General features: G+C 56.5%; 22 protein-coding genes. 11 read left to right on the top strand and 11 right to left on the bottom strand.

All coding sequences use genetic code 11. From position 1 onward, the window contains the following. Nucleotides 1-53 precede the first annotated feature (53 nt). Nucleotides 54-2,504, top strand: coding sequence for a penicillin G acylase (locus OSH04_RS01215; protein ID WP_266107794.1), 2,451 nt, complete (start codon nucleotides 54-56; stop codon nucleotides 2,502-2,504). Nucleotides 2,505-3,047: 543 nt separating this feature from the next. Here the strand turns inward: OSH04_RS01215 and OSH04_RS01210 are convergent. From OSH04_RS01210 to argH, 4 genes are all read right to left on the bottom strand, one after another. Beyond that, entirely contained in the window at nucleotides 3,048-3,554 is a 507-nt protein-coding gene (locus OSH04_RS01210) for a GNAT family N-acetyltransferase (RefSeq protein WP_060185152.1), read from the bottom strand. A 133-nt stretch (nucleotides 3,555-3,687) separates the two neighbouring features. Next, nucleotides 3,688-4,548: a class I SAM-dependent methyltransferase gene (locus tag OSH04_RS01205; protein ID WP_266107793.1), complete on the bottom strand. Its 861-nt coding sequence runs from the start codon at nucleotides 4,546-4,548 to the stop codon at nucleotides 3,688-3,690. A 62-nt stretch (nucleotides 4,549-4,610) separates the two neighbouring features. Next, nucleotides 4,611-5,609 (bottom strand): MerR family transcriptional regulator, encoded by a 999-nt coding sequence (locus OSH04_RS01200; RefSeq protein ID WP_266107792.1) that lies wholly within the window; start codon nucleotides 5,607-5,609, stop codon nucleotides 4,611-4,613. Between the two features lie 767 nt (nucleotides 5,610-6,376). Next, nucleotides 6,377-7,798 carry an argininosuccinate lyase gene (argH, locus tag OSH04_RS01195; RefSeq protein ID WP_026483337.1) on the bottom strand — a complete coding sequence of 474 codons (1,422 nt, stop codon included), beginning with the start codon at nucleotides 7,796-7,798 and terminating at the stop codon, nucleotides 6,377-6,379. A 145-nt stretch (nucleotides 7,799-7,943) separates the two neighbouring features. Between argH and OSH04_RS01190 the strand changes: the two genes are divergently transcribed. From OSH04_RS01190 to OSH04_RS01180, 3 genes are read left to right on the top strand one after another with little or no spacing between them, the layout of a single operon-like run. After that, nucleotides 7,944-9,254, top strand: coding sequence for a mechanosensitive ion channel family protein (locus OSH04_RS01190; protein ID WP_009462068.1), 1,311 nt, complete (start codon nucleotides 7,944-7,946; stop codon nucleotides 9,252-9,254). A 19-nt stretch (nucleotides 9,255-9,273) separates the two neighbouring features. Then, entirely contained in the window at nucleotides 9,274-9,612 is a 339-nt protein-coding gene (locus tag OSH04_RS01185) for a P-II family nitrogen regulator (protein WP_003799650.1), read from the top strand. 50 nt (nucleotides 9,613-9,662) lie between these two features. After that, complete coding sequence (locus tag OSH04_RS01180) at nucleotides 9,663-10,505, top strand: aldo/keto reductase (RefSeq protein WP_266107791.1); 843 nt, start codon at nucleotides 9,663-9,665, stop codon at nucleotides 10,503-10,505. 89 nt (nucleotides 10,506-10,594) lie between these two features. On the opposite strand, the gene OSH04_RS01175 is transcribed toward OSH04_RS01180, so the two are convergent. Then, a complete protein-coding gene (locus OSH04_RS01175) occupies nucleotides 10,595-11,803 on the bottom strand; it encodes an MFS transporter (RefSeq protein ID WP_266107790.1) in 1,209 nt (402 codons plus the stop codon). A 50-nt stretch (nucleotides 11,804-11,853) separates the two neighbouring features. After that, a complete protein-coding gene (locus tag OSH04_RS01170; protein WP_060185146.1) occupies nucleotides 11,854-12,429 on the bottom strand; it encodes a chorismate--pyruvate lyase family protein in 576 nt (191 codons plus the stop codon). Between the two features lie 36 nt (nucleotides 12,430-12,465). Between OSH04_RS01170 and OSH04_RS01165 the strand changes: the two genes are divergently transcribed. Beyond that, a complete protein-coding gene (locus OSH04_RS01165) occupies nucleotides 12,466-13,200 on the top strand; it encodes a pseudouridine synthase (RefSeq protein WP_009457119.1) in 735 nt (244 codons plus the stop codon). Between the two features lie 15 nt (nucleotides 13,201-13,215). On the opposite strand, the gene OSH04_RS01160 is transcribed toward OSH04_RS01165, so the two are convergent. Together OSH04_RS01160 and ugpQ are read right to left on the bottom strand one after the other, a co-directional pair. Next, the gene (locus OSH04_RS01160; protein WP_266107789.1) at nucleotides 13,216-14,070 is read right to left on the bottom strand and encodes a 23S rRNA (adenine(2030)-N(6))-methyltransferase RlmJ; all 855 of its coding nucleotides are present in this window, start codon (nucleotides 14,068-14,070) and stop codon (nucleotides 13,216-13,218) included. 25 nt (nucleotides 14,071-14,095) lie between these two features. Then, nucleotides 14,096-14,842 carry a glycerophosphodiester phosphodiesterase gene (gene ugpQ / locus OSH04_RS01155; RefSeq protein ID WP_266108047.1) on the bottom strand — a complete coding sequence of 249 codons (747 nt, stop codon included), beginning with the start codon at nucleotides 14,840-14,842 and terminating at the stop codon, nucleotides 14,096-14,098. A gap of 170 nt (nucleotides 14,843-15,012) precedes the next feature. Here ugpQ and OSH04_RS01150 point away from each other — a divergent pair, with 170 nt between their 5' ends. The 4 genes from OSH04_RS01150 (at nucleotide 15,013) to OSH04_RS01135 (ending at nucleotide 18,973) form a co-directional block, all read left to right on the top strand. Further along, nucleotides 15,013-16,971: a SurA N-terminal domain-containing protein gene (locus tag OSH04_RS01150; protein ID WP_266107788.1), complete on the top strand. Its 1,959-nt coding sequence runs from the start codon at nucleotides 15,013-15,015 to the stop codon at nucleotides 16,969-16,971. 70 nt (nucleotides 16,972-17,041) lie between these two features. After that, nucleotides 17,042-17,914: a M23 family metallopeptidase gene (locus tag OSH04_RS01145; RefSeq protein WP_170978532.1), complete on the top strand. Its 873-nt coding sequence runs from the start codon at nucleotides 17,042-17,044 to the stop codon at nucleotides 17,912-17,914. A gap of 21 nt (nucleotides 17,915-17,935) precedes the next feature. Beyond that, nucleotides 17,936-18,619: an AzlC family ABC transporter permease gene (locus tag OSH04_RS01140; RefSeq protein ID WP_009457111.1), complete on the top strand. Its 684-nt coding sequence runs from the start codon at nucleotides 17,936-17,938 to the stop codon at nucleotides 18,617-18,619. Nucleotides 18,620-18,628: 9 nt separating this feature from the next. After that, a complete protein-coding gene (locus tag OSH04_RS01135; RefSeq protein ID WP_060185141.1) occupies nucleotides 18,629-18,973 on the top strand; it encodes an AzlD domain-containing protein in 345 nt (114 codons plus the stop codon). Nucleotides 18,974-19,085: 112 nt separating this feature from the next. Here OSH04_RS01135 and OSH04_RS01130 read toward each other — a convergent pair whose 3' ends face one another. From OSH04_RS01130 to OSH04_RS01120, 3 genes are read right to left on the bottom strand one after another with little or no spacing between them, the layout of a single operon-like run. Continuing rightward, nucleotides 19,086-20,066: a tripartite tricarboxylate transporter substrate-binding protein gene (locus OSH04_RS01130; RefSeq protein ID WP_060185140.1), complete on the bottom strand. Its 981-nt coding sequence runs from the start codon at nucleotides 20,064-20,066 to the stop codon at nucleotides 19,086-19,088. A 32-nt stretch (nucleotides 20,067-20,098) separates the two neighbouring features. Beyond that, complete coding sequence (locus OSH04_RS01125; RefSeq protein WP_035271782.1) at nucleotides 20,099-20,446, bottom strand: RidA family protein; 348 nt, start codon at nucleotides 20,444-20,446, stop codon at nucleotides 20,099-20,101. 29 nt (nucleotides 20,447-20,475) lie between these two features. Beyond that, on the bottom strand, nucleotides 20,476-21,372 hold the full coding sequence (locus tag OSH04_RS01120) for a fumarylacetoacetate hydrolase family protein (protein WP_266107787.1): 897 nt from the start codon (nucleotides 21,370-21,372) through the stop codon (nucleotides 20,476-20,478). A 39-nt stretch (nucleotides 21,373-21,411) separates the two neighbouring features. Between OSH04_RS01120 and OSH04_RS01115 the strand changes: the two genes are divergently transcribed. Next, nucleotides 21,412-22,419 (top strand): LysR family transcriptional regulator, encoded by a 1,008-nt coding sequence (locus OSH04_RS01115; protein ID WP_266107786.1) that lies wholly within the window; start codon nucleotides 21,412-21,414, stop codon nucleotides 22,417-22,419. Nucleotides 22,420-22,423: 4 nt separating this feature from the next. Continuing rightward, nucleotides 22,424-23,377: a LysR substrate-binding domain-containing protein gene (locus tag OSH04_RS01110; RefSeq protein WP_251196946.1), complete on the top strand. Its 954-nt coding sequence runs from the start codon at nucleotides 22,424-22,426 to the stop codon at nucleotides 23,375-23,377. Nucleotides 23,378-23,452: the final 75 nt, after the last annotated feature.

Raw genomic sequence — 23,452 nt, 5'->3', positions numbered from 1 at the left:
TCAATATTTTAGGTTCATAAGAATTTTCAGTATCATAAAAACAAGGGACAGATATGCAGAAAGGGCTTGTTCGTACAGGGGTTGCGGCCGCTGGTTTGATCTTGGGTTTGGCGGGGGCACCGGCCCATGCGCAGGTGCAGTCGGTAGAGGTGATGCGTGACAGCTATGGTGTGCCGCACGTCTTTGCCGACAGCCACTATGGCTTGTATTACGGCTATGGTTATGCGGTCGCCCAAGACCGTCTGTTCCAGATGGATATGGCGCGCCGCTCCTTTGTAGGCACAACAGCCGCCGTTCTGGGCCCTGGCGAGCAGGATGTCTACGTCAAGTACGACATGCAGGTGCGACAGAACTTCACCCCTGCCTCTATTCAGCGGCAGATTGCAGCCTTGTCCAAAGATGAGCGCGATATTTTCCGTGGCTATGCCGATGGCTATAACGCTTATCTGGCGCAGGTGCGCCGTCGTCCAGAACTGCTGCCTAAAGAATATATAGACTTTGATTTCCAGCCCGAGCCACTGACGGACTTTGATGTGGTCATGATCTGGGTGGGCTCCATGGCCAATCGCTTTTCCGACACGAATCTGGAAGTGACGGCACTGGCCATGCGTCAGTCTCTGGAAAAACAGCACGGCCCGGAACGTGGCCGTGCCTTGTTTGATGAACTGCTGTGGATCAATGACACAACAGCCCCCACCACCGTTCCGGCACCCGCTGCCGAGCGCAAGCCACAGGCGCAAGCAGGGACGCAGAATCTGGCTCATGTTTCTTCACAAGTGCTGGCTGCCGAGCTGGAGCGTCAGGACCAGCGCTGGGGTGGCCGTGGTCCCGACTTCGCGCCCAAGGCCAGCAATCTGTGGAGCACTCGTCCCGAGCGCGTTCAGGATGGGTCTACGGTCTTGATCAATGGCCCGCAGTTTGGCTGGTACAACCCGGCCTACACCTACGGTATCGGCCTACATGGTGCAGGTTTTGATGTGGTGGGCAATACTCCCTTTGCGTATCCCATTGTGCTGTTCGGCACCAATAGCGAGATTGCCTGGGGGGCGACTGCTGGTCCCCAGGACGTGGTGGATATGTATCAGGAGAAACTCAACCCGGCGCGTGCCGATCAGTACTGGTTCAACAATGCCTGGCGCACGATGGAGCAGCGCAAGGAGCGTATCCAGGTACGCGGTCAGGCTGATCGTGAAATGACGATATGGCGCACCGTACACGGCCCCGTGATGCAGTTTGATTACGAACAGGGCACGGCTTACAGCAAGAAACGCAGCTGGGATGGTTATGAGGTGCAGTCCTTGCTGGCTTGGCTGAATGTAGCCAAGGCGCGCAACTGGACGGAGTTTCTGGATCAGGCCAGCAAGATGGCGATTTCCATTAACTGGTACTACGCCGACAAGCACGGCAATATCGGCTATGTCTCTCCTGCTTTCTTGCCCCAGCGTCCTGCCAATCAGGACATCCGCGTGCCAGCCAAAGGGGATGGCAGCATGGAGTGGCAGGGCATCAAGAGTTTTGACGCGATTCCCAAAGCCTACAATCCGCCCCAGGGCTATCTGGTCAACTGGAACAACAAGCCTGCGCCGAATAAGACCAATACGGATACTTACTACTGGACCTATGGCGACCGAATGAACGAGTTGACCAGCCAGTATCAGCAGAAAGATGTGTTCAGCGTGCAGGAGATCTGGGCGTTCAACAAGAAGGCGTCCTACAGCGATGTGAACTGGCGCTACTTCCGTCCGCATCTGGAAAAGCTGGCGCAAAGTCTGCCTGCCAATGATACTGGTCAGGCGGCGTTGACGACCTTGCTGGCCTGGGACGGCATGGAACACGATCAAGCTGGGCAAAATGCCGGACCGGCACGGGTGCTGTTCAAAACCTGGCTGGAAGAGATGTACCAGCAAGTCCTGATGCCGGTGGTGCCTGAATCGCATCGCGCCATGTATAGCCAGACGGGTTTTGCCACGCAGCAAGGTCCCAACCCTGGTTCGATCAACTTGAGCATGGGCACCAAGGTACTGTTGCGTGCTTTAGCGCTGGAAGCCCATCCTGATCCCAAGCGTGTGAATGTCTTTGGTGAGCGCTCTTCTCAGGAAACCATGCACACAGCTTTGCAAAATGCGCAGGCCCGCTTGAGCCAGGAGCAGGGTGCTCAGATGGAGCGCTGGACCATGCCGACCTCGGTGCATCGCTTCAGTGACAAGAACTTCACGGGAACGCCGCAAACGATGTTGGGCAACACCTTTGCTTTTACCGGCTATCAGAACCGTGGCACGGAAAACAACCGTGTGGTGTTTGATGCCCAGGGCGTGGAGTTTTGCGATGCCATGCCACCCGGGCAAAGCGGTTTCACCGACCGTAATGGTGTGCGCAGCCCGCATTACGAGGATCAGCTGAAGTTGTACGAGAACTTTGAGTGCAAGACCATGGATGTGACGCATACGGACATTCGTCGTAATGCGCAAACCAGCACGATGCTGTTGATTCAGCCGCAGCCTTAACGTCGAGTGCGGCACCTGCTCTTTGGGGCGGTGCCGTTTCTTTGATTGTTGCTGGGGGGGTTAGCAGGCCTGGAGATGCACCCCTCAGAGGGAATTCGCAAAGGTAGCTTGCCAGTATCAGCAGCGAAGCTGAGTACGAAGTCTAAGTTGCCAGTCCGGGCAGGCAGGATTGGAAGTAGGTCGAAGCGGTATAAATCTATTGACTCTGGTTGATCTAACAGAAGCTGGCAGATCTATCGGGCAGAAAACGACCCAAACCGGAAGTTCGTCTTGCACCAAAGCGGTCATTCAGCCCGTACCCGGCGCCCACAAAAAAGCACCAAGGACATGACTCCCTAGTGCTCTAAAAAGCCAGCGGCCATCAATTACCGCCAGCTATAGGCGCAGCTTTCGCTGCATTGCAATCGTCACGCCATCACTAGCGGCGCATGTACAGGCCGAGCGCTGCAAAGCCCAGCACCATCACCGACAACAGCAGCCGCTCCCACAGTTCGCCAAACAGCGGCACCGGTGTGGGAGTTGCAGGAACCTCCACAGCCGCTGTCACGTTAATGCTTTAAGTCTGTACCACTGTGGGCACTCATGGTGAACTAAGCCGCCTCCGGCATTCAGCGCATCTCGAAGATGCAGGACGGGGTTCATCACGGGTTTGAACCCGAATTTTGCATACGCCGGCGCACACCACGGAACATCTTTAAAAGTCGTCAGCGTCAGCGCAGCCAAGCCGGTCTCCACCGCATATTGGTAAGCGCTGCGAAGCAGTCCCGTGCCAACACCTTGTCGTTGCCAATCGCCATGAACAGAAAGCTCCCAAATGTGAAGCTCATGATTCAAAACTTCGGCATTCAAAAATCCGACCAGGTTGTCCTGCGATGTCTCAGCGACCCAAACGCTTCTCTTGAGAATGAGCCGCTCATGTTCAGCCCGCGCGATGACCTGGCCAGCTGCCAGCCAATCCAAATGGGGGATAGCTCGATAGAGCTCGCTGGCGGACTTTTCGATTCGCGGCAAATATGCCGCGTCCTCAAGGGTGGCAACACGAATGAACATGTGGGCGGAAATGACCGGTCAATTGGAAGGCTGCACCCGCGCCAGTGAACCAGGCACTTTAGTGAGGTGCAGTCCTCCACAACGATTGTGGGGTAGCATCTGCACGCAAACTGTACAGATGCTCTTGGTCAGTCTATAGCTTGACCGCACTCAGATAACGGAAGCCGCCGCCTGCAATCTGCAAGCCATCTCTGCGGCCCGCGAAATAGCGGGCGTTGAGTTCTGCCGGCCCCAAGTCTTCATCGACTTCAAAGCCCGCAAATGACAGCAGTTCACGCATGCGCTCCGGCGTGCAAGATGATTGCCACGGCTCGCCTCCCGCAGCCATCATGCTGGCCGTGAACTGCATCATGACTCGCTCCACAGGATGCAGTTGGGCCTCATCCAGGCGGTAGTCCAGCGTAACGGTGGAGCCTGGAGCAAGTTGCTGTAACGCAGCAATCTCGCGCTCAACCACATCGTTGCAAAGGTAGACGAGCACCCCCAGCACAGACAGGCTGACAGGCTTGGCAAGGTCTGCTCCACCTGCGAGAAGACCATCAACACTGGTCATCTCCCGCAAATCGGTGGCTACATAGCGCAGGCTTGCGGGCTGAGCCCATCCGTTGTCTGTATAAAGGTCTGTCTTCCATTTCTGCATTGAAGGCTGGTCCAGTTCAAACGTGGTGACGGCAGGAAGCGTGGACGCACTGCGCAGTGCCCATGTATCCAGACCTGCCCCGACTACGCCGTATTGCACAGTCCCGTTGGCAATGGCTTTCAGCAAATGGTCTTCCGCGAATCGTGAGCGGGCTACGATGCCCGCCCGCATGGAGCGTGACGGGACATCGTTTTGCACCATTGGTTCGCGCATCAGTGATGCAGCATTGGCGCTTCCCAAAGACGCTATGGCGAAGGGGTCCTTGAATACCAGGTCGCCTTCGAGAATCTGGTGCGCTGCTCGTGAAGTGGCGACACGCATGGCCGAGGGGCTTGGACAGCCAGTGAATTTCATTGGAATACTCCTGTTGTTAGTTCAACGAAAGGAGTACTTTCAGGCCTGACGTAACGTCAGGGTCAAGAGGCAGCAGCTTCGAGGTATGCCCTCAGCTGTGGACCAACAAAGTGACCGAGCGCCAATATGGGCTCCGAGGTATAGGCCTGCTTCAGCTTGACCGCAAGCGACATATCCTGCGCTACGGTTCTAAGCGAGAGTTCGCGATATCGCGCCACCAACTCGCGCGCAGCCTTTGTCTTTGGAGAGACTCCATTGGCGAGCAGCCTCTCTCCTTGAGCCGCAAATGTCTCCCACTCAGGCCCTGTAGAGCCATCCAGTCTGTTAAGTTCGTCTGGCGAGAGATGACGGCGCAATGCTTCCAGGCGCAACTCGATGGCTTGTTCAAGGTATTGCATGAGCTCTGGCTCAAGTCCAGCGTGCCGCGCCGTCTCAGGCGCTTCCCGATGCATTCGCGCCCAATCAAGGATGGCGCCCAGCCGTCCTCCGAAAACAGACATTGCGATGTTCATCCACCGTTGTGCGAGCAACTGCGTTTGCGCTGCATCGACCGGAACATCGCCGCTTCGGCATGCAAGCAATTTTCCGGCAACTGGCTGCCATCGGGCCTTGGCGCGACGCCAGCGCGCAAGCAGCCGCCGTACGTCCTCTGAGGGAAGGTACAACTGATGAGTCTCAAGGAGGCGAATGCCGTCGAGCAAATCACCGGCCGATGCGTTTTGGCGAGAGACAGCGTGCTCCAGAAACAGCAGCTTTTCTTTGAGCTCCTGGATTTCCACCAGCTTGCGCGTAGCATCTTCTACCTGGCGACGCAGTAACACTTGAGGTGTGACTTCACCTCCAGTCAATGTTGCCGCAATCGCTTCGAGGCTGAGTCCTAGTTGTTTGAGGGACTGAACGGCATGCAATCGCTCGATGTCGTTGGCACTGTAGAGGCGATACCCCGACTCGCTTCGAGCACTGGGGCATACCAATCCGATATGGTCGTAATGATGCAGAGTACGTACAGTGATACCCGCACGCTTGGCGACTGCTCCTATGGTGAGATGAATGGCGTCCACGGTTTACACGGTTTGTCAGATTTACCACGATTGTCTGGTAAAGGTCGAGCCTGTAGGGGGTAACCGCCCTAAAGCGGGCTTAGCGTTCTTTCAATTGCCGGCATGGCGGGTTAACCTAAGTCTGCGACACACGCTCAAGGCCATCCGAAGCTTCCGGCCCGTAGGTGCCAAACGACAACTTGATGCCGCGCTGCGCTGGTGTAAGCATGCTCTCGGGTGAAAGCTCCATGCCCTTGCTATTATTGTCCATGAACCATCCGCAGAACAGGTCAACACGAAACCGAGTCACGATGTCACCCTAAACCGCTAGGTCCGACGTGACTTGACCAAGCAACTCCGAGACCTGACCATCCAAGTCTTCTGGCTCGGTCTCCTTCGCCCTTAGACGCCACATGCCAGAGTTCTTCGTGCCAATGCGGCCCGATGGGCTCTAAGGAATCTGCGGCCCTTTCACATGAGCTGACGTCGGCATTGCACTGAGTAGCCTCGAAATTTCCTCAGGCACTAGTTCGTCACCCATGATGCGCAACGTTGCCACAGACCGTTCGAGATGAACCATTAGTGAAGCCTATTCAGATTGACGAAGGACCGCTGTTGGCTCCATTGTGCCCGTGGAGCGAATGTCGGGTCATGGCCGAAAGCAGCAGTTCCAGTCCTAACCCTAACGCAACTGACAAAACACGTCAGATCAAATCTGAGTCAATGCCTAAAAAAAAGCCGCTCCTAGAACAGGAGCGGCTTTTTCTGCTTTCAGCAGTCGCTGCTTATCAGCCTGGAATACGATCCAGAATACGCTGTGCTTCGATACGGACACGTTCGGGGGCGGTGCCACCGATGTGTTTGCGCGAAGCGACCGAGCCTTCCAGCGTCAGCACGCCAAAAATATCCGACTCGATACGGCTGTCGAATTTCTGCAGCTGTTCCAGGTTCAGATCAGCCAGATCGCAACCCAACTGTTCACACTCACGCACGGCCAAGGCCACGGTTTCGTGGGCATCACGGAAAGGCAGGCCTTTCTTGACCAGGTAGTCGGCCAGATCAGTAGCAGTCGCAAAACCTTGCAGCGCAGCAGCTCGCATGGCTTCTGGCTTGACCTTGATGCCGGAGATCAGGTCTACAAAAATGGTCAGGGTGTCGCGAATGGTATCAGCCGAATCGAACAGACCTTCCTTGTCTTCCTGGTTGTCCTTGTTGTAGGCCAGCGGTTGGCCTTTCATCAAAGTCAGCAGGGCAATCAGGTGGCCATTGACGCGACCGGTCTTGCCACGGGCCAGCTCGGGAACGTCAGGGTTTTTCTTTTGCGGCATGATGGAGCTGCCGGTGCAAAAGCGGTCAGCCAGATCAATAAAGCCAACGCGTGGGCTCATCCACAGCACCAGCTCCTCGGAGAAGCGGGAGATGTGCGTCATGATCAGGGCCGCAGCGGCGCAGAATTCGATGGCGAAGTCGCGGTCCGACACGGCGTCCAGCGAGTTGCGGCATACATCGTCAAAATCCAGCAGCTTGGCAACCATTTCACGGTCGATCGGGTAGCTGGTGCCGGCCAGTGCGGCCGCGCCCAATGGCAGGCGGTTCACGCGCTTGCGGCAGTCTTGCAGACGCTCGGCATCGCGCTGGAACATTTCAGCATAGGCCAGCAAATGGTGGCCAAAAGTAACGGGCTGTGCCACTTGCAGGTGGGTGAAACCGGGCAAAATAGTGTCTGCCTGAGCCAGTGCCAATTCAGCCAGCTTGCGCTGCATCTGGGCCAGCAGGTCCAGGGCAATGTCGATTTCATTGCGCAGCCACAGGCGGATATCGGTGGCGACCTGGTCATTGCGCGAGCGGCCAGTGTGCAGGCGCTTGCCCGCATCGCCAATCAGCTCGACCAGACGTTTTTCAATGTTCAGGTGCACGTCTTCCAGATCCAGCAACCACTGGAACTGGCCTTGGGCGATTTCGTCCAGAATCTGGCTCATGCCGCGTTCGATGTCGGCCTTGTCCTGCTCGGTGATCACACCGACGGCGGCCAGCATGCTGGCGTGGGCCAGGGAACCCTGAATATCAAAGCGAGCCATGCGCTTGTCAAAGTCCACCGACGCTGTGTAGCGTTTGACGAGGTCAGAGACGGGCTCGGAAAAACGAGCCGACCAGGCCATGGCCTTATTGGCGAACTGGTCTTGGGAAGAGGAGGGGGTGTTTGATGACATAGAGGGCAATTATAGTGGATCGGACGGGCTGACGCAGGTCATCCAGTCCCGCAGGAAACAGACGCTGTGCAGTATATTAGATAGTTTTCAGACTCTAGGAAACCATGCGGGCCCTTTTTGGGGCTGGCTGGACAAGGAAGAATACATGGAGCAAGAACGCACCTTTGCCGATTTGTTGGGATGGCAATGGATCGAAGCGTATTTACCGCAGGATCGCTGGGTACAGATTTTGGCCGGTTTGGCCATGCTGACGGTGCTGGTCTGGATTGTCAGTTGGTTGACCAGTTCCGTACTGTCGCGCCTGGTGCGGCGCTTGCTGAAAGTGGCGGGCAAGGACGATTGGGCGCGTGCCCTGGTCAAGAAGCGCTTTGTGCGCAATGTGGGCTATGCCGTGCCCTTGCTGGTGGTCAGTTCCAATCTGACCTTGCTGCCCCTGGCCAAGACCTTGCTGGAAATCATAGAGCGGGTGGCCTTGCTGGGCTTTCTGGTCTTTCTCATCATGGCGATTGTCAGCCTCCTGGGGGCCTGGCAAGAGGTCTACGCCAATTCCAGCAAAGGGCGCACCAAGTCCATCAAGGGCTATGTGGAAGTGGCCAAGATAGCGGTGTGGGCGATTGGCATTATTGTCATGATCTCCATCATTCTGGATCAATCGCCCGTTCTGTTGCTCTCCGGTTTGGGTGCACTGTCGGCGGTGCTCTTGCTGGTCTTTAAAGACACTTTGCTGTCGCTGGTGGCCAGCACGCAGATGAGCACCAATGACATGTTGCGCATCGGCGACTGGATCGAAATGAAGCAGGCCGGGGCGGATGGTTTTGTTATTGATATGGCGCTGCACACGGTCAAGGTCCAGAACTGGGACAAGACGGTCACCACCATTCCCACTTACAAGCTGTTCTCCGAGAGCTATCGCAACTGGCGTCAGATGTTTGAATCGGGCGGCCGCCGTATCAAGCGCACCCTGAGTATTGATGCCTCCAGCGTTCGTTTTTTGACTCCAACTGAAGTCGATAGCCTGTCGCGCTTTGCCTTGTTGCGCGATTACCTGAACGAGAAAAAAGAAGATCTGGAGCGCTCCAACCAGGAGCTGAGCCGTGCCGGTCTGGATGCGGTCAATTACCGTCGCCTGACCAACCTGGGCACCTTCCGCGCTTACTGCATGGCTTATATCAAGCGTCACCCTGAAATTCATCAGGACATGATTCAGATGGTGCGCATGATGGAGCCCACGGCGGACGGTATTCCTATCGAGGTGTATTGCTTTACCAATAAAACCGCCTGGGTGGACCACGAGCGCATCCAGGGCGATATTTTTGACCACATTCTGGCTGTGCTGCCTGAGCTTGGCTTGCGTCTGTTCCAGTCGCCTACCGGTCGCGACTTGAGCCTGGGCTTGAGTTTGGCAGCAGAAAGTCATCGTCCGTCCTTGCCGGGCGCTGCCAAAGATCCTCTTTAAATTTGACGTGCGAGTAACCATGAAACAAATTACGGCCATCATCAAACCCTTCAAGCTGGATGAAGTTCGCGAAGCCCTGGCAGAGCTGGATGTTAACGGCTTGACCGTGACTGAAGTGAAAGGCTTTGGTCGTCAAAAGGGCCACACCGAGCTGTATCGCGGTGCCGAGTATGTGGTGGATTTTCTGCCCAAGATTCGTGTTGACATCGTGGTGGCGGCTGATCGCTGTGACGCGATCATCGAAGCCATTATCAAAGCCGCCCACACGGGCAAGATTGGCGACGGCAAGATTTTTGTGACGCCGGTCGAGCAGGCTATCCGTATCCGTACTTCGGAGAGCGGTCGCGACGCCTTGTAAGGGGGTCGCAGTTGGGCTGGTTTGGACAGTAGTTATGGAAGGACAAGCTGATGCGATATGAAAAACTAGGGTCGGCACCGCGTGTTTCGCGGGTGGGCCAAGGCAGTTGGTATGTCGAGCAGGCTGATTGGTCGCAGAGCGTGGCTGCTTTTCAGGCCGGGCTGGACGCGGGCATGAACCATATCGACACCGCCGAGATGTATGGCGACGGGAAAGCAGAAACCTTGATCGGGCAGGCTTTGCAAGGTCGTCGCCACGAGGCGTTTCTGGTGTCCAAGGTCTTGCCCTTCAATGCCAGCCGTCAGGGTGTAATCCGCGCTTGCGAGGCCAGCCTGAAGCGTCTGGGTACGGACTACCTGGATCTGTATTTATTGCACTGGCCCGGTCAGGTTCCTTTGGAAGAAACCTGCGCAGCCTTTGACAGGCTAGTTCAGCAAGGCAAGATCAAGCAATGGGGCGTCAGCAATTTTGATGTGCCGGATCTGGAAGAGCTGTACGACATCGTGGGGCCGGGTGAAATTGCCTGCAATCAGGTCTTGTATCACCTGAACGAGCGCGCGATTGAACACGCGGTCATGCCCTGGTGTCAGGAGCATCAAGTCAGCGTGGTGGCTTACAGTCCCTTCGGTCACGATGATTTTCCCGAGCCGGACTCTCAAGGCGGGGCCTTGTTGGCCGAGATTGCCAGCCATTATCAGGCTACTGCGCGGCAAGTGGCTTTGGCTTTTTTGCTGCGTGACCCCAATGTGTTTGTGATTCCCAAGGCCTCGCGCGCGGTTCATGCCCAGCAAAATGCCGCTGCCGGGGATCTGGTGCTGCAGCCCGAGCATATTCAGGCATTGGACGCTCAGTTTCCACGCGGCCCCAAGCCTGCTTATTTACCGATGATTTGAACGCAAGAGGAACGGCCCCCAAGCCTGGATGAAATCCAAGGCTTGGGGGCCGTTTTTCATGAGCCGTTGCTTTGCGGCTGTCGCTTTGCTTAACTGGCGAAGTAGGGCTGACGCTTATTCTTGAAGTACAACCAGGCCAAAGCCAGCATGACTACGGCCGAGATCGGCAGCGTCCAGGTATTGACCCCATACCAGCCATACACGGCCAGCACGCGGCCCGAGGTGAAGGAGGACAAGGCCACACAGGTAAAGATGATGAAGTCATTCAAAGCCTGCACACGGCCCCGCTCTTCCGGGCGGTAGCAGTCCACCACCATATTGGTGGCACCAATAAACCCGAAGTTCCAGCCCAGACCCAGCAAAATCAGGCTGACCCAGAAATGCGGCACCGTCATGCCCAGCAGCGCCACAATGCTGGCCAGTCCCAGCAAGAGCACGCCCGCAAAGGTGACGGGGATCTTGCCAAAGCGCTTGATCAGATTGCCGGTAAAGAAGCTGGGGCCGAACATGGCCAGAATATGCCACTGAATCCCCAAGGTGGACTCTTTCAGGCTATGGCCGTGCATGACCATAGCCAAGGGCGAAGCCGTCATCAGAAAGTTCATCAGCACATAGGAAGCGACTCCAGCCAGGAGCGCAATGATGAAGTAGCTATTGGAGGCAATCTCGCGTAACGGGCGTCCGGTGTAGGGGATTTTCTCTTGCTGATTCCGTGTGCCCGGTGCCAGGCGCAGGCCAAAGGCGAAGGGCAGGACCAGGGCTGCCAAGGCTGCTTGTGCCAGGAAGGCGGCGGCAAAAGGGTGCTCCGGCCAAATGTCCTGGGTATGGATAATGGTCTGGGTGGCGATAATCGCGCCTAGCAGTCCCCCGGCCATGACCCAGGAAATGGCCTTGGGACGGAAGGTATCACTGGCGTCATCGGCCGCGGCAAAACGATAGCTTTGCACGTAAGAGGCATACAGCCCGGCCAGCAGAGTGCCCACACAGAACATGACAAAGGACAGGCTGTAGATCCCGGCGGCGGCCAGCAGGCCCGCCCCTATGCCCAGCAAGGCACCGATGATGTAGCCACCCTGGCGACCCAAGCGGCGCATCAGATAGGCGGCTGGCAGAATGCCCACAGCCAGACCCAGGTTGAAAATGCCTACCGGCAAGGTTGCCAGATCCGGGCTGCTGGCCATTTTTTGGCCCACCAGACTGCTGAGTGCGACCACCAAGGCCGGGTTTGCCCCGCCTAATGCTTGCATCCCGGAAAGAATAAAGGCGTTGCGTCGGCTTGGATCGGCTTGCGTGGACATGGTCAGGTTCTGTATATAACTTTGTTTTATTAGTTAATGCTGAATTTGAGCTAAACCAGTGTAGCACCGCGTGCCCAGAAGGCTGGCATAAAGGATTCGGCCACCAGGAGGGGTTGACCGTGCCGCCAGAAGACGGAGCAGCGCGACAGAATCTGCTGAGCCTGCGGAACCGGCTCGCCACAGGGATTCAGGGCGCGCTCAATGGTGCGGAAAAAACTCATGCCGCGATTCAAACGGCAGCTTAAAAAGGCGGAACGTTGTATCTGGGCATCGTTATAAAGCATGTCGGCCAGCGGACGGCTGCGCAGCCGCCGTATGCCTTGCCAGACGCTGTGTGAGGCGGGCAGGGGGGTGAAACTGCGGGCAATCACGCAGCGGATTCCGTCCACTGCCATGGATACCTCGCGTATCCAGGCCAGCGTGCCTGGCGGCTTTTGAATCAAAGCGGCTTCTTGCGGGTTCAAGCGGCAAGCGTATTCGCTGACCACTTCCAGATCGACCTTGCCCAAGCGGCGCAGACCGCCAGTCAGGGCGCCGGGACGGTGTAGCCAGTACTTTTGAGCGGGGGTGGCAGAGGGGTGAACGTGCTCATGCCAGGGTTTTTTTGTGCTGGAGGGAAATTTCATGTCCTGTATTATCGCCAAAGCCATAAAATAGCGCTCATGGAAAAAGAACGTATCTCAAAATTAATGGCCCAGCGCGGCATGTGTTCACGCCGTGAGGCGGATGCTTTCATCGAGCGCGGCTGGGTTCGTGTGGACGGTCAAATCGTCTCTGAACTGGGGAGCAAAGCCTACCCCAATCAGAAAATCACACTGGAAAAACAAGCGCGTCAGCGTCAGACCCAACGTGCCACTATCTTGCTGCACAAGCCCGTGGGCTATGTGTCGGGGCAAGCCGAAGCTGGTTATCGCAATGCGGTTTCCCTGATCGGCGCTTCCACGCAGTACAAGGGTGGTCGCGGCAGCCAGCGCTTTGATCCGGCGCATTTGCGTGGTCTGGCGCCGGCTGGTCGTCTGGATATCGACTCCACCGGATTGCTGATTCTGACTCAGGATGGTCGTATTGCGCGGCAGATTATTGGTGAAGACTCGGTCATCGACAAGGAATATCTGGTGCGTGTAACCGGCAAGCTGAGCGAGCGTGGCCTGGAACTGCTGAACTTTGGTTTGAGCCTGGATGGCAAGCCCTTGCTGCCCGCCCAGGTGTCCTGGCAGAACGATGACCAGCTGCGTTTCATTTTGCGCGAAGGCAAGAAACGCCAGATTCGCCGCATGTGTGAACTGGTCGGTCTGAAGGTTGTGGGTCTGAAGCGCGTGCGTATTGGCGATCTGGTGCTGGGCGACCTGCCTATGGGCCAGTGGCGCTACATGAAAGAATCCGAGAGCCTGGCCTAAAGGCAAAGGGGCGGCTTACAGCCCCGAGTGACGAAGTTGAAAGCTGGCCTTGTCATCCTGGGCCAGCGTTTTTGTTAACCACGGCATGCTTTGTTCCAGAGCTTTGAGCAGCGTCCAGGGAGGATTGCTGATGAACAGGCCACTGCCATGCAAACCCAAACCATTTTTGGCCGGAGCACGAACCGACAGGCTGACATGCAGCCAGGGCGTATCCAGTTGCTCCAGCTTGCGTTGCAAGGCCTGTACTTCGGGCCGCTGCACAATGGGATACCACACGACAATACAGGCTTGAGCAAAACGCTTGAGCGCGTTTTTGACACTGTTCAAGACCTGCTGGTAGTCGGATTTGGCCTCGTACGAGGGGTCCATTACCACGATGGCACGTCGCGAGGGCGGCGGTAGCAGGCGTCCCAACTGTTCAAACCCATTTTCCTGATACAGGCGCACCCGACGGTTTCCCTGGGGGAATAGTTGCGCCACGTTGTCGCTCAAGACTTCGAATTCAGATGGGTGCAGTTCAAAGCCGTGAAAGCTGTCCTGTATGCGCAAGCGCTCCAGCGCCAGCCAGGGCGAACCGGGATAGTAGCGCGCGGTTCCGTCCGGGTTCAGGTCGGCAATGGCATCAATATAGTGTTCCACCAGCTCCGGGTAGTCGTCCTGCTGCAAGACCCGGTCCAGGCCGTCGTAGAACTCGCCCTTGGTTTGCGCCCAGTCGTGCTCCAGATCATAGATACCGGCACCACAGTGGGTATCGATGATGCTGAAGGCGCTGTCTTTTTGAGCGTAGTAATTAAAGATATGCAGCAAGGTGGCGTGCTTGAGCACGTCTGCATGATTGCCAGCATGAAAGGCGTGACGGTAACTGAACAAGAGAAATCCTGGTGTTGCGGTTTAATTAAAGAGTGTCGGGGCGAATGGTGGTGACTTTATCAGTGAAAATGCCATTGCACCCCCAATCGAGCAGTTCGCGTACCCGCTCGGCATCGTTCACGGTCCAGACAGCCACGGTGTAGCCTTTTTGTCGAATTGCCTGAACCAAAGCCTGAGTGACAAAGCGGTCATTCAAATTCAGACCCATGCAGCCCAGACGCTCCAGGCGTTCGGGCCAGTCGGCCGGCACCTCCTCTTCAATCAGCAGGGCACGGGGCAGGGTGGGGGCGGCTTGTTGAGCTGCTTCCAGAGCCTCTTCAGAAAAGGACGACAGCAGCGGCGGCAAGCTGGCCTGCGCCCACAAGGCTTGGGCGGCCAGGGCGACCAGTCGGCCCGTTTCGGCTTCGTCCCCGGTAGTCGGCTTGATTTCAATATTGCTGTGAACCTGATTGGCCAGGGTGAAGGCGGCTATCGAACTTAATGTGGGCATGGGCTCCCCGGCGTAGGCCGAGGAATGCCAGGCACCGAAGTCCAGGGCGGACAGCTCGGCCAAGGTCAGCCTGGAGGCAATACCCTGACCATTGGAAGTACGGTCCAGCTCGTCATCGTGTAGCAGCACGGGAACCGCATCACGGCTTAGTTTGACGTCGTACTCCATCATGCGAAAACCGTTCTGGGCACCGATCCGAATGGCGGCCAGGGTGTTCTCCGGGGCAATCTTGCCGGCGCCACGGTGGGCGATCAAAGCGGGGTAGGGCCAGTGATGATTCATTGAAGACATGGCGGACTCGCAAGAGGCGTGATAAAAAGCCAATGTACTATTTTAACCGGGGCTGTACACTGTACGGTTTTCATATACGGTATATTTTCAGGCCGAGCCGGCTCACCGGCCTGATGCGCCACCCGCAGCGCCCTGCTGCAAGCGAAAGTAGGTGATGATTAATGTTCGAGATTATCCGTAAGAACCAACGCGTTATGCAGCTGGTCCTGTTAGTGCTGATTCTGCCGTCTTTTGTACTGATCGGCGTCAGCGGCTACTCCAGCTACGTTTCGGGCGATAGCGATATTGTCAAAGTTGGCGATAGCGCCATTACGTCCCAGGAATTTGATCGTGCGCGCCGCATGCAGCTGGACGATATGCAGCGCAATAATCCTTCCGGTTTTGATCTGGCCCAGGCTGACAGCCTGGAAAGCCGTCGTGCATTGCTGGAATCCTTGATTGATCAGCGTGTACAAATTGAAGTGGCTACTGCCGCTCGCTTCAACGTCTCCGACATTGCCCTGCGCGACTACATCGCCACTATGCCGGAATTTCAGGAAAACGGTTCTTTCTCGCCCGCCCTTTACAGCCAGGTTCTGGCTTCGGCAGGCATCAATACCCGTGATTTCGAGCAAAGCCAGCGCGGCCAGATGGCCCTGCAACGCGTGCTCGGTCCCGTGGCTGCCAGCTCCTCCATGCTGCCCAGCGTGATGAACAAGCTGGAAATCGCCCTGACCGAAGAGCGTGGTGTACGCACACGCAGCTTCCTGACCCGTGATTTCGAATCCAAGGTTCAGATCAGCGATGCTGATCTGCAAGCCTGGTATGACGCCAACAAGCAATCGCTGGAACTGCCCCAGCAAGTCAAAGTGGAATACCTGCTGCTGAATGAAGCAGCGGCCTCCAAAGATCTGGCGACGCCTACCGACGATCAGCTCAAGCAATACTATGAGCAAAACAAGGCTCGTTACGTGCAAGCTGGCCGTGTGAACATCAGTCACATTCTGGTGACATTGCCTGCCGGTGCCTCCGATACCGAACGTGAAGCGGCCCAGACCAAGGCTCGCGAACTGGCTGAAAAAGCCCAGGCCAATAAAGAAGGCTTTGCCGACCTGGCCCGTGCCAACTCCCAGGACGAGGGTAGCGCCCGTGAAGGTGGCGAACTGGGCTGGATCAGCAAAGGCTCCTGGCCGTCCGTGCTGGAAAACGCTGTATTTGCCTTGAAAAAAGGTGATGTGTCGGGCGTGATTGAAGGCCCCAACGGTTTCCACATTTTCAAGAGTAACGAAGTTCAGCCCGAACAAGGCGAGTCCTTCGAGCAAGCTCGCAGCAAGGTGCAGGACGAAGTGCGCAAGCAACTGGCTTCCGAGCGCTTTGCCGATATGGCCAGCAAGCTGACTAATCTGGTTTACGACAACGAAGACAATCTGGAAGCCGCCGCCAATGCCTTGGGCCTGACTCTGAAGCAGGCTGAAGGCATCAGCCGCCAAGGTTTGATTCCTGCTTCGCAAGTTGAAGGTGAGCTGGCTGCCGCCAAGAGTCCCGATGCAGCCGTGCTGGATGACAGCCGTGTTCGCCAAGCCTTGTTCAATGCCGAAACTCTGGCTTCGCGCAAGAATGCAGGCGTTGTAGAAGTGTCGCCTGACACCTTGATTGCCTTGCGCGTAACCGACGTTACCGAGGCTCATGTGCCTGCACTGGATAAAGTACGCACTATTGCTGAGGAAAACCTGCGCCGTGAAAAAGCGGCTGCCTTGGCGGTTCAGGCCGGTGAGGACTACCTGAAGCAGTTGCAAGCGGGTACCGAACCTGAGAACTTCTCGGCCCAGTTTGCCGTGAGCCGTGCGGAATTCCCCGAGATGGACGAAGCCTTGCTGAACAAGGTTCTGGCCAACCCCGTGGACAAGCTGCCTGCCTATGTGGGTGATCGCCAGCCCCAGGGCTACACCGTGGTGCAGATTCTGAGCCATGAGCCCGGCAAGTCCGGCAACCCTGGGCTGGACATGCTGACAGCACAGTTGACCCAAGCCATGGCCCGCACGGAGACTCAAGCCGTTCTGCAAGCCATGCGTGTGGAAGAGAAGGTTCAGATTCTGCCAGAAGCAGAAAAAGAGTTGACCTCCACAGGTGAAAATGAATAAAACGGCTTGAATCAGAGCCTGTAACCCTGGAGCCTGCTGGCTCCAGGGGTGTTTTTCAAAGAGCATTCTGATGAATCACACTGATATTTCCCTGGTACGGCGGCGCCTTTTAGGCGCCGCAACTGTTTGGGGCCTGACGGCACCGTACTTGGCCTATGCTGCGCCTGGGCAGGGCACCTTTATCGAGCGCACCTTGCATCGCCCTGTGCCAGGCGGGGTGGCAGTGCTGGACCTGGGAGCGGGTGGCTCAGCGCCGGTGGTGCACTTCAATGGCAACCGTGTGCTGGTGATTCAGGATGCTGATCAGCGTTGGAAAGCGATAGTCGGACTGGACTTGAAAACCCAACCAGGCCAGCACAGCATATCCATGCAAGGACAGTCGGGCGTGGCGTTTCAGGTTGGCAGCAAGCGTTACCGCGAGCAGCGCATCACCCTGAAAAACAAGTCGCATGTGAATCCGGACCCGCAACAGCAAGCCCGTTTTGAGCGCGAATACGAGGAGCAGATGCAGGCATATGCCAGCTTCCGCACAGAAGGCCCCAGCAATGTGGTCTTTGAAAAGCCGGTACCGGGTCGCCTGACCAGTCCGTTTGGTCTACGCCGTTTTTTCAATGGTGAAGAGCGTAACCCGCATTCGGGTCTGGATTTCGCCGCACCTACCGGCACGGCGGTCAAAGTGCCTGCTGACGGGATTGTCACCATCGTGGCGGATTACTTCTTTAACGGTAAAACCGTATTTGTGGATCATGGTCAGGGCCTGATCACCATGTTCTGTCACTTGTCGGCTTTTGATGTGCGCGTGGGTGATCGTGTCAGCAGGGGCGATGTGGTGGCGCGTTCCGGCGCAACGGGCCGTGCGACTGGCCCTCATTTGCACTGGAATGTCAGTCTGAATAACGCACGGGTGGACCCCGCCATCTTTATTGGTGCATTCCAGGCCTAGGCAAGGCCTGCAAGGTTTTTCATGATCATCGGTTCGGCATATCGACGGGGCTTGCGAGACAGCGCCTCTATCGCCCTGGGCTATGTCCCCGTCGCGATTTCTTTTGGTTTGACCGCTGTGCACGCGGGCTTGTCACCCTGGCTGGCAGTGATGGTGTCCCTGATCGTGTACGCGGGGGCCAGTCAGTTCATTTTGATCAGTCTGCTGGTGGCAGGTGCCGCCTATCCCAGCATTTTGGGTATTGTGCTGCTCATGAACCTGCGCCATGTGTTCTATGGCCCAACCTTGATGGGCTTTTTTACCGGCCCAAGAACTGTCTCCAGTCTGTTCATGGCTCCTGGCCTGACCGATGAGGTCTTTGCCGCTTCTGCAGCCGGAGTAGCCCGCCAACCGGCCCAGGAGCAGGAGTCCTGGTACTGCGGCTTGCAACTGGGCTCTTACCTGTCCTGGGTGCTGGGCACCGCCGTGGGGGCCTTCTTCGCCAGCGATTTGCTGGGTCAATCTCCCGTGCTGGAAAAGACGCTGGGTTTTGTCTTGCCCGCCTTGTTCTTTGCCCTGTTGCTGGAAATCCGCCGATCTGCACCTTTGCCGGTGTTGGTGGCTGCCGCTGTAGGGGCTGTTCTGGCCATGGCTTTCTTGCCATCATATCTGGCGATTATTGTCGGCATGCTGGCCGGTGGTTTGATGGCCCTGCGCCGCGCTTAAGGAGTGGAGATGGATTGGAGTTTTCTGCTCATGATTGTGCTGGCGGGCCTGGGCACATTTTTGATTCGTTACTTGCCCTTGCGTCTGGGTGGACGACAAGGCAAGGCGGACCCCAGCCGCGTTTCGATCTGGCCACGCCTGTTTGGAGCCATTGGCCCGGCAGGTGTGGTGTCCTTGCTGGTTGTGTCCCTGATCTCCTTGCTGCGCCCTGAACATATGTCCCTGGACTTGCCGCCTTTGCTGGCAGGTCTGGCAGGGGTACTGCTGGGCCGTCGCTGGCCAGGTGGCATTGCGGGTTCAACACTGACTGGCGTGCTGGCCTACGGCCTGTGCGTGGCTTACGTTGGCGTTTAGCTAGGCCTTATTTTGCCCTTGAAGCAGGTTGCAGGCTGAAGGCAGGTCGGAAGTGGATTGCTGAGCTTGCCGCTGCCTGCCTGGGCCTTTTCAAGGGCGGTTTGATTCCTGTTTAAAACTTGCTGAAGTTTGGCAGGCTTTGGATGACTGTCTGCCAATGCTCGAACTCTTTCTTGCCTTTGGCGTCCAGCTCCTCGGGGGTGCTGCTGGCACTTTGCATGCCCGCCAAACGCAACTTTTCTTTTACCGCGGCATTGTTCAAGGTCGTGGCAATGGACGCTTGTGCTGCTTGTACAAGCTCAGGCTGGGTGCCTGCAGGCGCATAGAAGGCCAGCCAGCCATTGATCTCCAATTGCGGATAACCCAGCTCGGCAATGGAAGGGGTGTCCGGCAACAAGGGGTCCCGCTTGCTGTCAAATAGCGCCAGTACCTTGATCTTGCCTGCTTCGGATTGCTGGATCAGCTCTCCAATATTCAGTACCGCTGCCGGGACTTGTGCGCCAACCAGAGCCACGATGGCTTCGCTGGCTCCTTTGTAGCCTACATGTTCCAGTGCTACGCCCAGAGTCTGTCCCAAGTACAGTCCGGCCAGATGCTGACCGCTGCCGGTAGAGGAACTGGCAAAAAAGGTTTGATTCGGGTCGGCTTTGATGCTTTGCACATAGTCCGCAAAGTTCTTGATGCCCGAACTGCTGGGCACAGCCAGCCCCAGGTTCCAGTTCACCGCATTGCTGACAGGAGCCAGATCCTTGAAGGGCTCGTAGCGTAGCTCGGTGAAGGTATGCGGATAGAGGGTGAGCGCTACTCCGGGAGTCAAAATAAAGGTTGAGCCATCAGGTGCCGAGGTGGTGGCCAAATTGATTGCCAGTCGCCCGGAGGCTCCCGGTCGGTTGTCCACGATCACCGGTCGTCCCAATGCTTTGGATAGATCAGGGGCAATCAGTCTTGCGACCAGATCCACATTTCCCCCGGCTGGAAAGCCAACCAGAATTCTGGCGCTTGCCGCCGAGTCAGCCTGAGCCGTCCCCACGCCCCCAGCGCAAAGAAAGGAAGTAATGATTGCTGCGCCCACATTTATTTTGATTTTTTTCATAATGTCTCCCGATGTCGCGCTCTGCCTTGAAATCAGAGTGCGGCGGTTATTTCAACTTCGACTTGGTATTGTGGAAAGGCGAGCTTGGATTCAACGCAGGAGCGGGCTGGTTTTTTGTCAGCGGGAATCCAGGCATTCCAGATCTCGTTCAATAAGGGCCATTTCTTGTAGTCGTCGATCCAGATCATGGCACGCAGAATGTGACTGCGGTCTATGCCGATTTCCTGAAATTGCTCGTCAATCTGACTCAGAATCTGGTGCAGCTGTTCTTCAAACGAGCCGGATGGGTCCATGGCGACTTGCCCCGACATATACACAATTTTGTCGTGAATGACGTACTTGCTCATGTTCTTGTTTTGGTGAAAGCGTTCAATGCTCATGTTGATCTCCTGATGATTAAAAGAAAGGATTAGGCAATCGTGGTGTTCAGGGTGCCCAGACCGCTGATGTGAGCGTGCAGTCGGTCGCCGGGGGCCAGGAACTCGCCTCGTGCTGCACCGACACCCGCTGGGGTTCCTGTCAGGACGATGTCGCCAGGTTCCAGCGTCATGATTTCTGTCAGGCGCACCAGTTGCTCGCGCAGGTCAAAAATCATGCCGGAGGTGTTGGCTTCCTGTTTGATCTGGCCGTTCAGTTCCAGCTTCAGATCCAGATCTTGCGGGTCGCTGACAAAGCAGGCGGGTATCAGGGCAGGGCCGATGGGGCAACTGGCGTCATTGGCTTTGGCGGCTACCCAGTCAAATTTGTAGAACTGCTCGGGGGCGCGGGCAAAGTCCCGGGCCGAGAGGTCAATGGCAATGGTGTAGCCCGCCACGTGCTCCATCGCATTTTCCAGTGTCAGGTCCTTGGCGGTTTTGCCGATCACCATGGCCAGTTCAATTTCCCAATCGTATTTTTGGCAGTTCTTGGGGATGGCGGCGCACTGGCCGTCGCCAATGGCAGCCTGGCGTGCGGGCTTGAAAAAGAAGAACAGGCGCTGGTCTTTTTTCTCTGCGGGCACACCCATTTCTTGCAGATGGTCGTAGTAGTTGGCACCGGCACATAGAATCTTGCCGGGATACAGCACGGGCGGCAGGGTGGCGTTTGCTTCGCTCAGAATCAGATCCGTATGAGCTGTCGCTTGCTCAGCCAAGCTCTTTAGTTTGGGCAGATTCGTCTCCCACTGTGCCAGCAGATCAAGCACGCTGTCAGGCAAGGCCGGGGAGTTCACACGCTGGCACAAGGCGGTAATGGAGTAGTCCTTTCCGTCTATCGATAAACAGGCCACAGGGGCTTGGTCGATCAGCAGGGTTTTAAGGGAAAACATAGATAAATCCGGGTAACTGTTGAACATGAAGTTCATGGTATGCTCGGCCATCCATTCCCAGTTAATGAAAAATTCACGTCTTGTTATAACTATGGTGAATACCAGAAACGAATTTTTCTTTGTGTTTTTCTGTGCCTGATGAAGCGGCTTGAACCGCGTCAGCTCTTGGTTTTGGCCGCCTTAGGGCGGAATTCCAGTATCCATAGTGCTGCGCGCGATTTGTCCTTGACCCAATCTGCAGTCAGTAAGGCCTTGGCCGAGATCGAGGCGCAGATGGCTGCGACTTTGTTTACACGCAGCCGGCAAGGCATCGAGCCAACAGCACTAGGCAAATTGGTTTTACGACGTCTGGGGCATTTGCTGGATGTACTTGATCGGGGTGCTGGGCATCACGAGAAACAAGCCCCTGTTCTCAAGATTGGCTATATATCGGATTTACACGGCATGGCGCTTGGCAATGCCTTTGTGCGCTGGCGTCAGTCCCAATCCTTGAAGCTGCGTTTGCTGGATCTGGAGTTTGAACAGGTGTTGCCGCTTTTGCTTCAGGCGGACCTCGATGCTGTTTTGCTGGACGAGCCTATGAATGATGAATGGACTGGACAGTTACGGATCAGCAGTCGCGTGGTGCCTGTTTTAAGAACGCATCATCCCTTGTTGAAGGCGGGTAAGTCTTTGAGTCCCAAGGATGTACAGGCTTTGGATTGGATTTTGCCAACGTTAGCGGTTTCTTGGCACCGGGCGTTCCAGGACTGGACGGCCAAGGTCGGCATGGAAGCGCCTGCGCGCATTTGGAAGATCCCCGCCGGGCACGGTCTGAGTACAGTAGTGGCCCAATCAGATGCCGTGGCCTGCTTGCCAGCGGCTCAGGCGTCTTTTATGCAGCAGGCTGGAGTGGTGAGGCCGATTGAACTAGCAGGTGACTCAGGCATTGATGTCCCTGCATTCTTGCTCCCGGGCCCCCATGTTCGGGGTGACCCGGCGCTGCACCAAACCTTGGTTCAATTTGCTCAGTTTCTGGGGAGCAGAGAAGCTGATTACGGAGAGTAAAGATATGGTGGATACAGGTATTTCCCCCCAACTTCCTCCCTTGTCGCGTCGTATTCGTTTGCGACATCTGGAGTTGCTGGCAGCATTGGGTGAGCATGGCAGCCTGAAGCATGCGGCAGAAATGATGGGCATGAGCCAGCCGGCGGCCAGCAAACTTTTGCTGGAGGCCGAGTCCTTGGTCGGTGCCACTTTGTATGAACGCAGTAATCGTGGGGTACTACCCACTGCAGCCGGTGCGGCCTTGGTGCTGCGTGCTCAGCGCTTTCTGGGGCTAGTTGATGGTTTGGGCGAAGAGGTTCAGGTCGCCCAGCAAGGTGCAAAGGGACGGGTTCGTGTGGGGGTGTCGCCAGCCTGCGGGGCGGTGATTCCGGGAGCTTTGGCCGCCATGCGGGCGGCTGCTCAGGATGTGGTTTTGCGTATCGAGGAGGGTAGCAGCGCCAGTTTATTGGAGCGTTTGCGGGATGGGCGCCTGGATTGTGTCTTGGGTCGGGTGCTGGATAGCCAGGACCTGGAAGACTTTGACACCCTGCATTTGTATAACGAATCTATTGTGATGGTGGCCGAGCCGCAGCACCCTATTTTTTCCAAATCAACGGTGGATTGGGAAGATGCCCTGAGCTATGAATGGGTCCTGCCCCCTCAAGGTGCTCCTTTGCGTCGTACTTTGGCTTTCTGGTTGGCCCGTCAGGGCTTTCAGGAGCCTCGCTGTCTGCTGGAGTCGACCTTGACCTTGGCGAACCTGGCGGTGCTACGCGAGAACCAGGCATTGGTTTTGCTGGGTTCTATTTCAGCCCGACAATTCAGCGAACAGGGCGTCGTGCGAGTAGTCCCCTTGCCTTTCGACGGAATTGCATTGCCGTCCGTTTCCTTATTCTTGCCGCAGGACGACTATGCGCATGAGCCAGTGGATATTTTTATTCGGGCCTTGGAACAACATGTGCGCGAGACCTTGGCCTAGTAGTCGACTTTGATCGTATTTGAACCATAAAAAACGCCTGCTATTGAGCAGGCGTTTTTTGTACGGCTGAAAGCT

It is taken from the genome of Alcaligenes nematophilus, from assembly GCF_026344155.1.
Lineage (GTDB): Bacteria > Pseudomonadota > Gammaproteobacteria > Burkholderiales > Burkholderiaceae_B > Alcaligenes > Alcaligenes phenolicus.
The sequence above is the reverse complement of the archived record's forward strand: the minus strand, read 5'-3'. Positions and strand labels throughout refer to the sequence as shown.

Excerpts from the sequence above, each read along its gene's own strand:
- OSH04_RS01215 (WP_266107794.1), top strand. The coding sequence starts at position 54 with ATGCAGAAAGGGCTTGTTCGTACAGGGGTTGCGGCCGCTGGTTTGATC.
- OSH04_RS01210 (WP_060185152.1), bottom strand. The coding sequence starts at position 3,554 with ATGTTCATTCGTGTTGCCACCCTTGAGGACGCGGCATATTTGCCGCGA.
- OSH04_RS01205 (WP_266107793.1), bottom strand. The coding sequence starts at position 4,548 with ATGAAATTCACTGGCTGTCCAAGCCCCTCGGCCATGCGTGTCGCCACT.
- argH (WP_026483337.1), bottom strand. The coding sequence starts at position 7,798 with ATGTCATCAAACACCCCCTCCTCTTCCCAAGACCAGTTCGCCAATAAG.
- OSH04_RS01190 (WP_009462068.1), top strand. The coding sequence starts at position 7,944 with ATGGAGCAAGAACGCACCTTTGCCGATTTGTTGGGATGGCAATGGATC.
- OSH04_RS01185 (WP_003799650.1), top strand. The coding sequence starts at position 9,274 with ATGAAACAAATTACGGCCATCATCAAACCCTTCAAGCTGGATGAAGTT.
- OSH04_RS01180 (WP_266107791.1), top strand. The coding sequence starts at position 9,663 with ATGCGATATGAAAAACTAGGGTCGGCACCGCGTGTTTCGCGGGTGGGC.
- OSH04_RS01175 (WP_266107790.1), bottom strand. The coding sequence starts at position 11,803 with ATGTCCACGCAAGCCGATCCAAGCCGACGCAACGCCTTTATTCTTTCC.
- OSH04_RS01170 (WP_060185146.1), bottom strand. The coding sequence starts at position 12,429 with ATGAAATTTCCCTCCAGCACAAAAAAACCCTGGCATGAGCACGTTCAC.
- OSH04_RS01165 (WP_009457119.1), top strand. The coding sequence starts at position 12,466 with ATGGAAAAAGAACGTATCTCAAAATTAATGGCCCAGCGCGGCATGTGT.
- ugpQ (WP_266108047.1), bottom strand. The coding sequence starts at position 14,842 with ATGAATCATCACTGGCCCTACCCCGCTTTGATCGCCCACCGTGGCGCC.
- OSH04_RS01150 (WP_266107788.1), top strand. The coding sequence starts at position 15,013 with ATGTTCGAGATTATCCGTAAGAACCAACGCGTTATGCAGCTGGTCCTG.
- OSH04_RS01145 (WP_170978532.1), top strand. The coding sequence starts at position 17,042 with ATGAATCACACTGATATTTCCCTGGTACGGCGGCGCCTTTTAGGCGCC.
- OSH04_RS01140 (WP_009457111.1), top strand. The coding sequence starts at position 17,936 with ATGATCATCGGTTCGGCATATCGACGGGGCTTGCGAGACAGCGCCTCT.
- OSH04_RS01135 (WP_060185141.1), top strand. The coding sequence starts at position 18,629 with ATGGATTGGAGTTTTCTGCTCATGATTGTGCTGGCGGGCCTGGGCACA.
- OSH04_RS01130 (WP_060185140.1), bottom strand. The coding sequence starts at position 20,066 with ATGAAAAAAATCAAAATAAATGTGGGCGCAGCAATCATTACTTCCTTT.
- OSH04_RS01125 (WP_035271782.1), bottom strand. The coding sequence starts at position 20,446 with ATGAGCATTGAACGCTTTCACCAAAACAAGAACATGAGCAAGTACGTC.
- OSH04_RS01120 (WP_266107787.1), bottom strand. The coding sequence starts at position 21,372 with ATGTTTTCCCTTAAAACCCTGCTGATCGACCAAGCCCCTGTGGCCTGT.
- OSH04_RS01115 (WP_266107786.1), top strand. The coding sequence starts at position 21,412 with ATGCTCGGCCATCCATTCCCAGTTAATGAAAAATTCACGTCTTGTTAT.
- OSH04_RS01110 (WP_251196946.1), top strand. The coding sequence starts at position 22,424 with ATGGTGGATACAGGTATTTCCCCCCAACTTCCTCCCTTGTCGCGTCGT.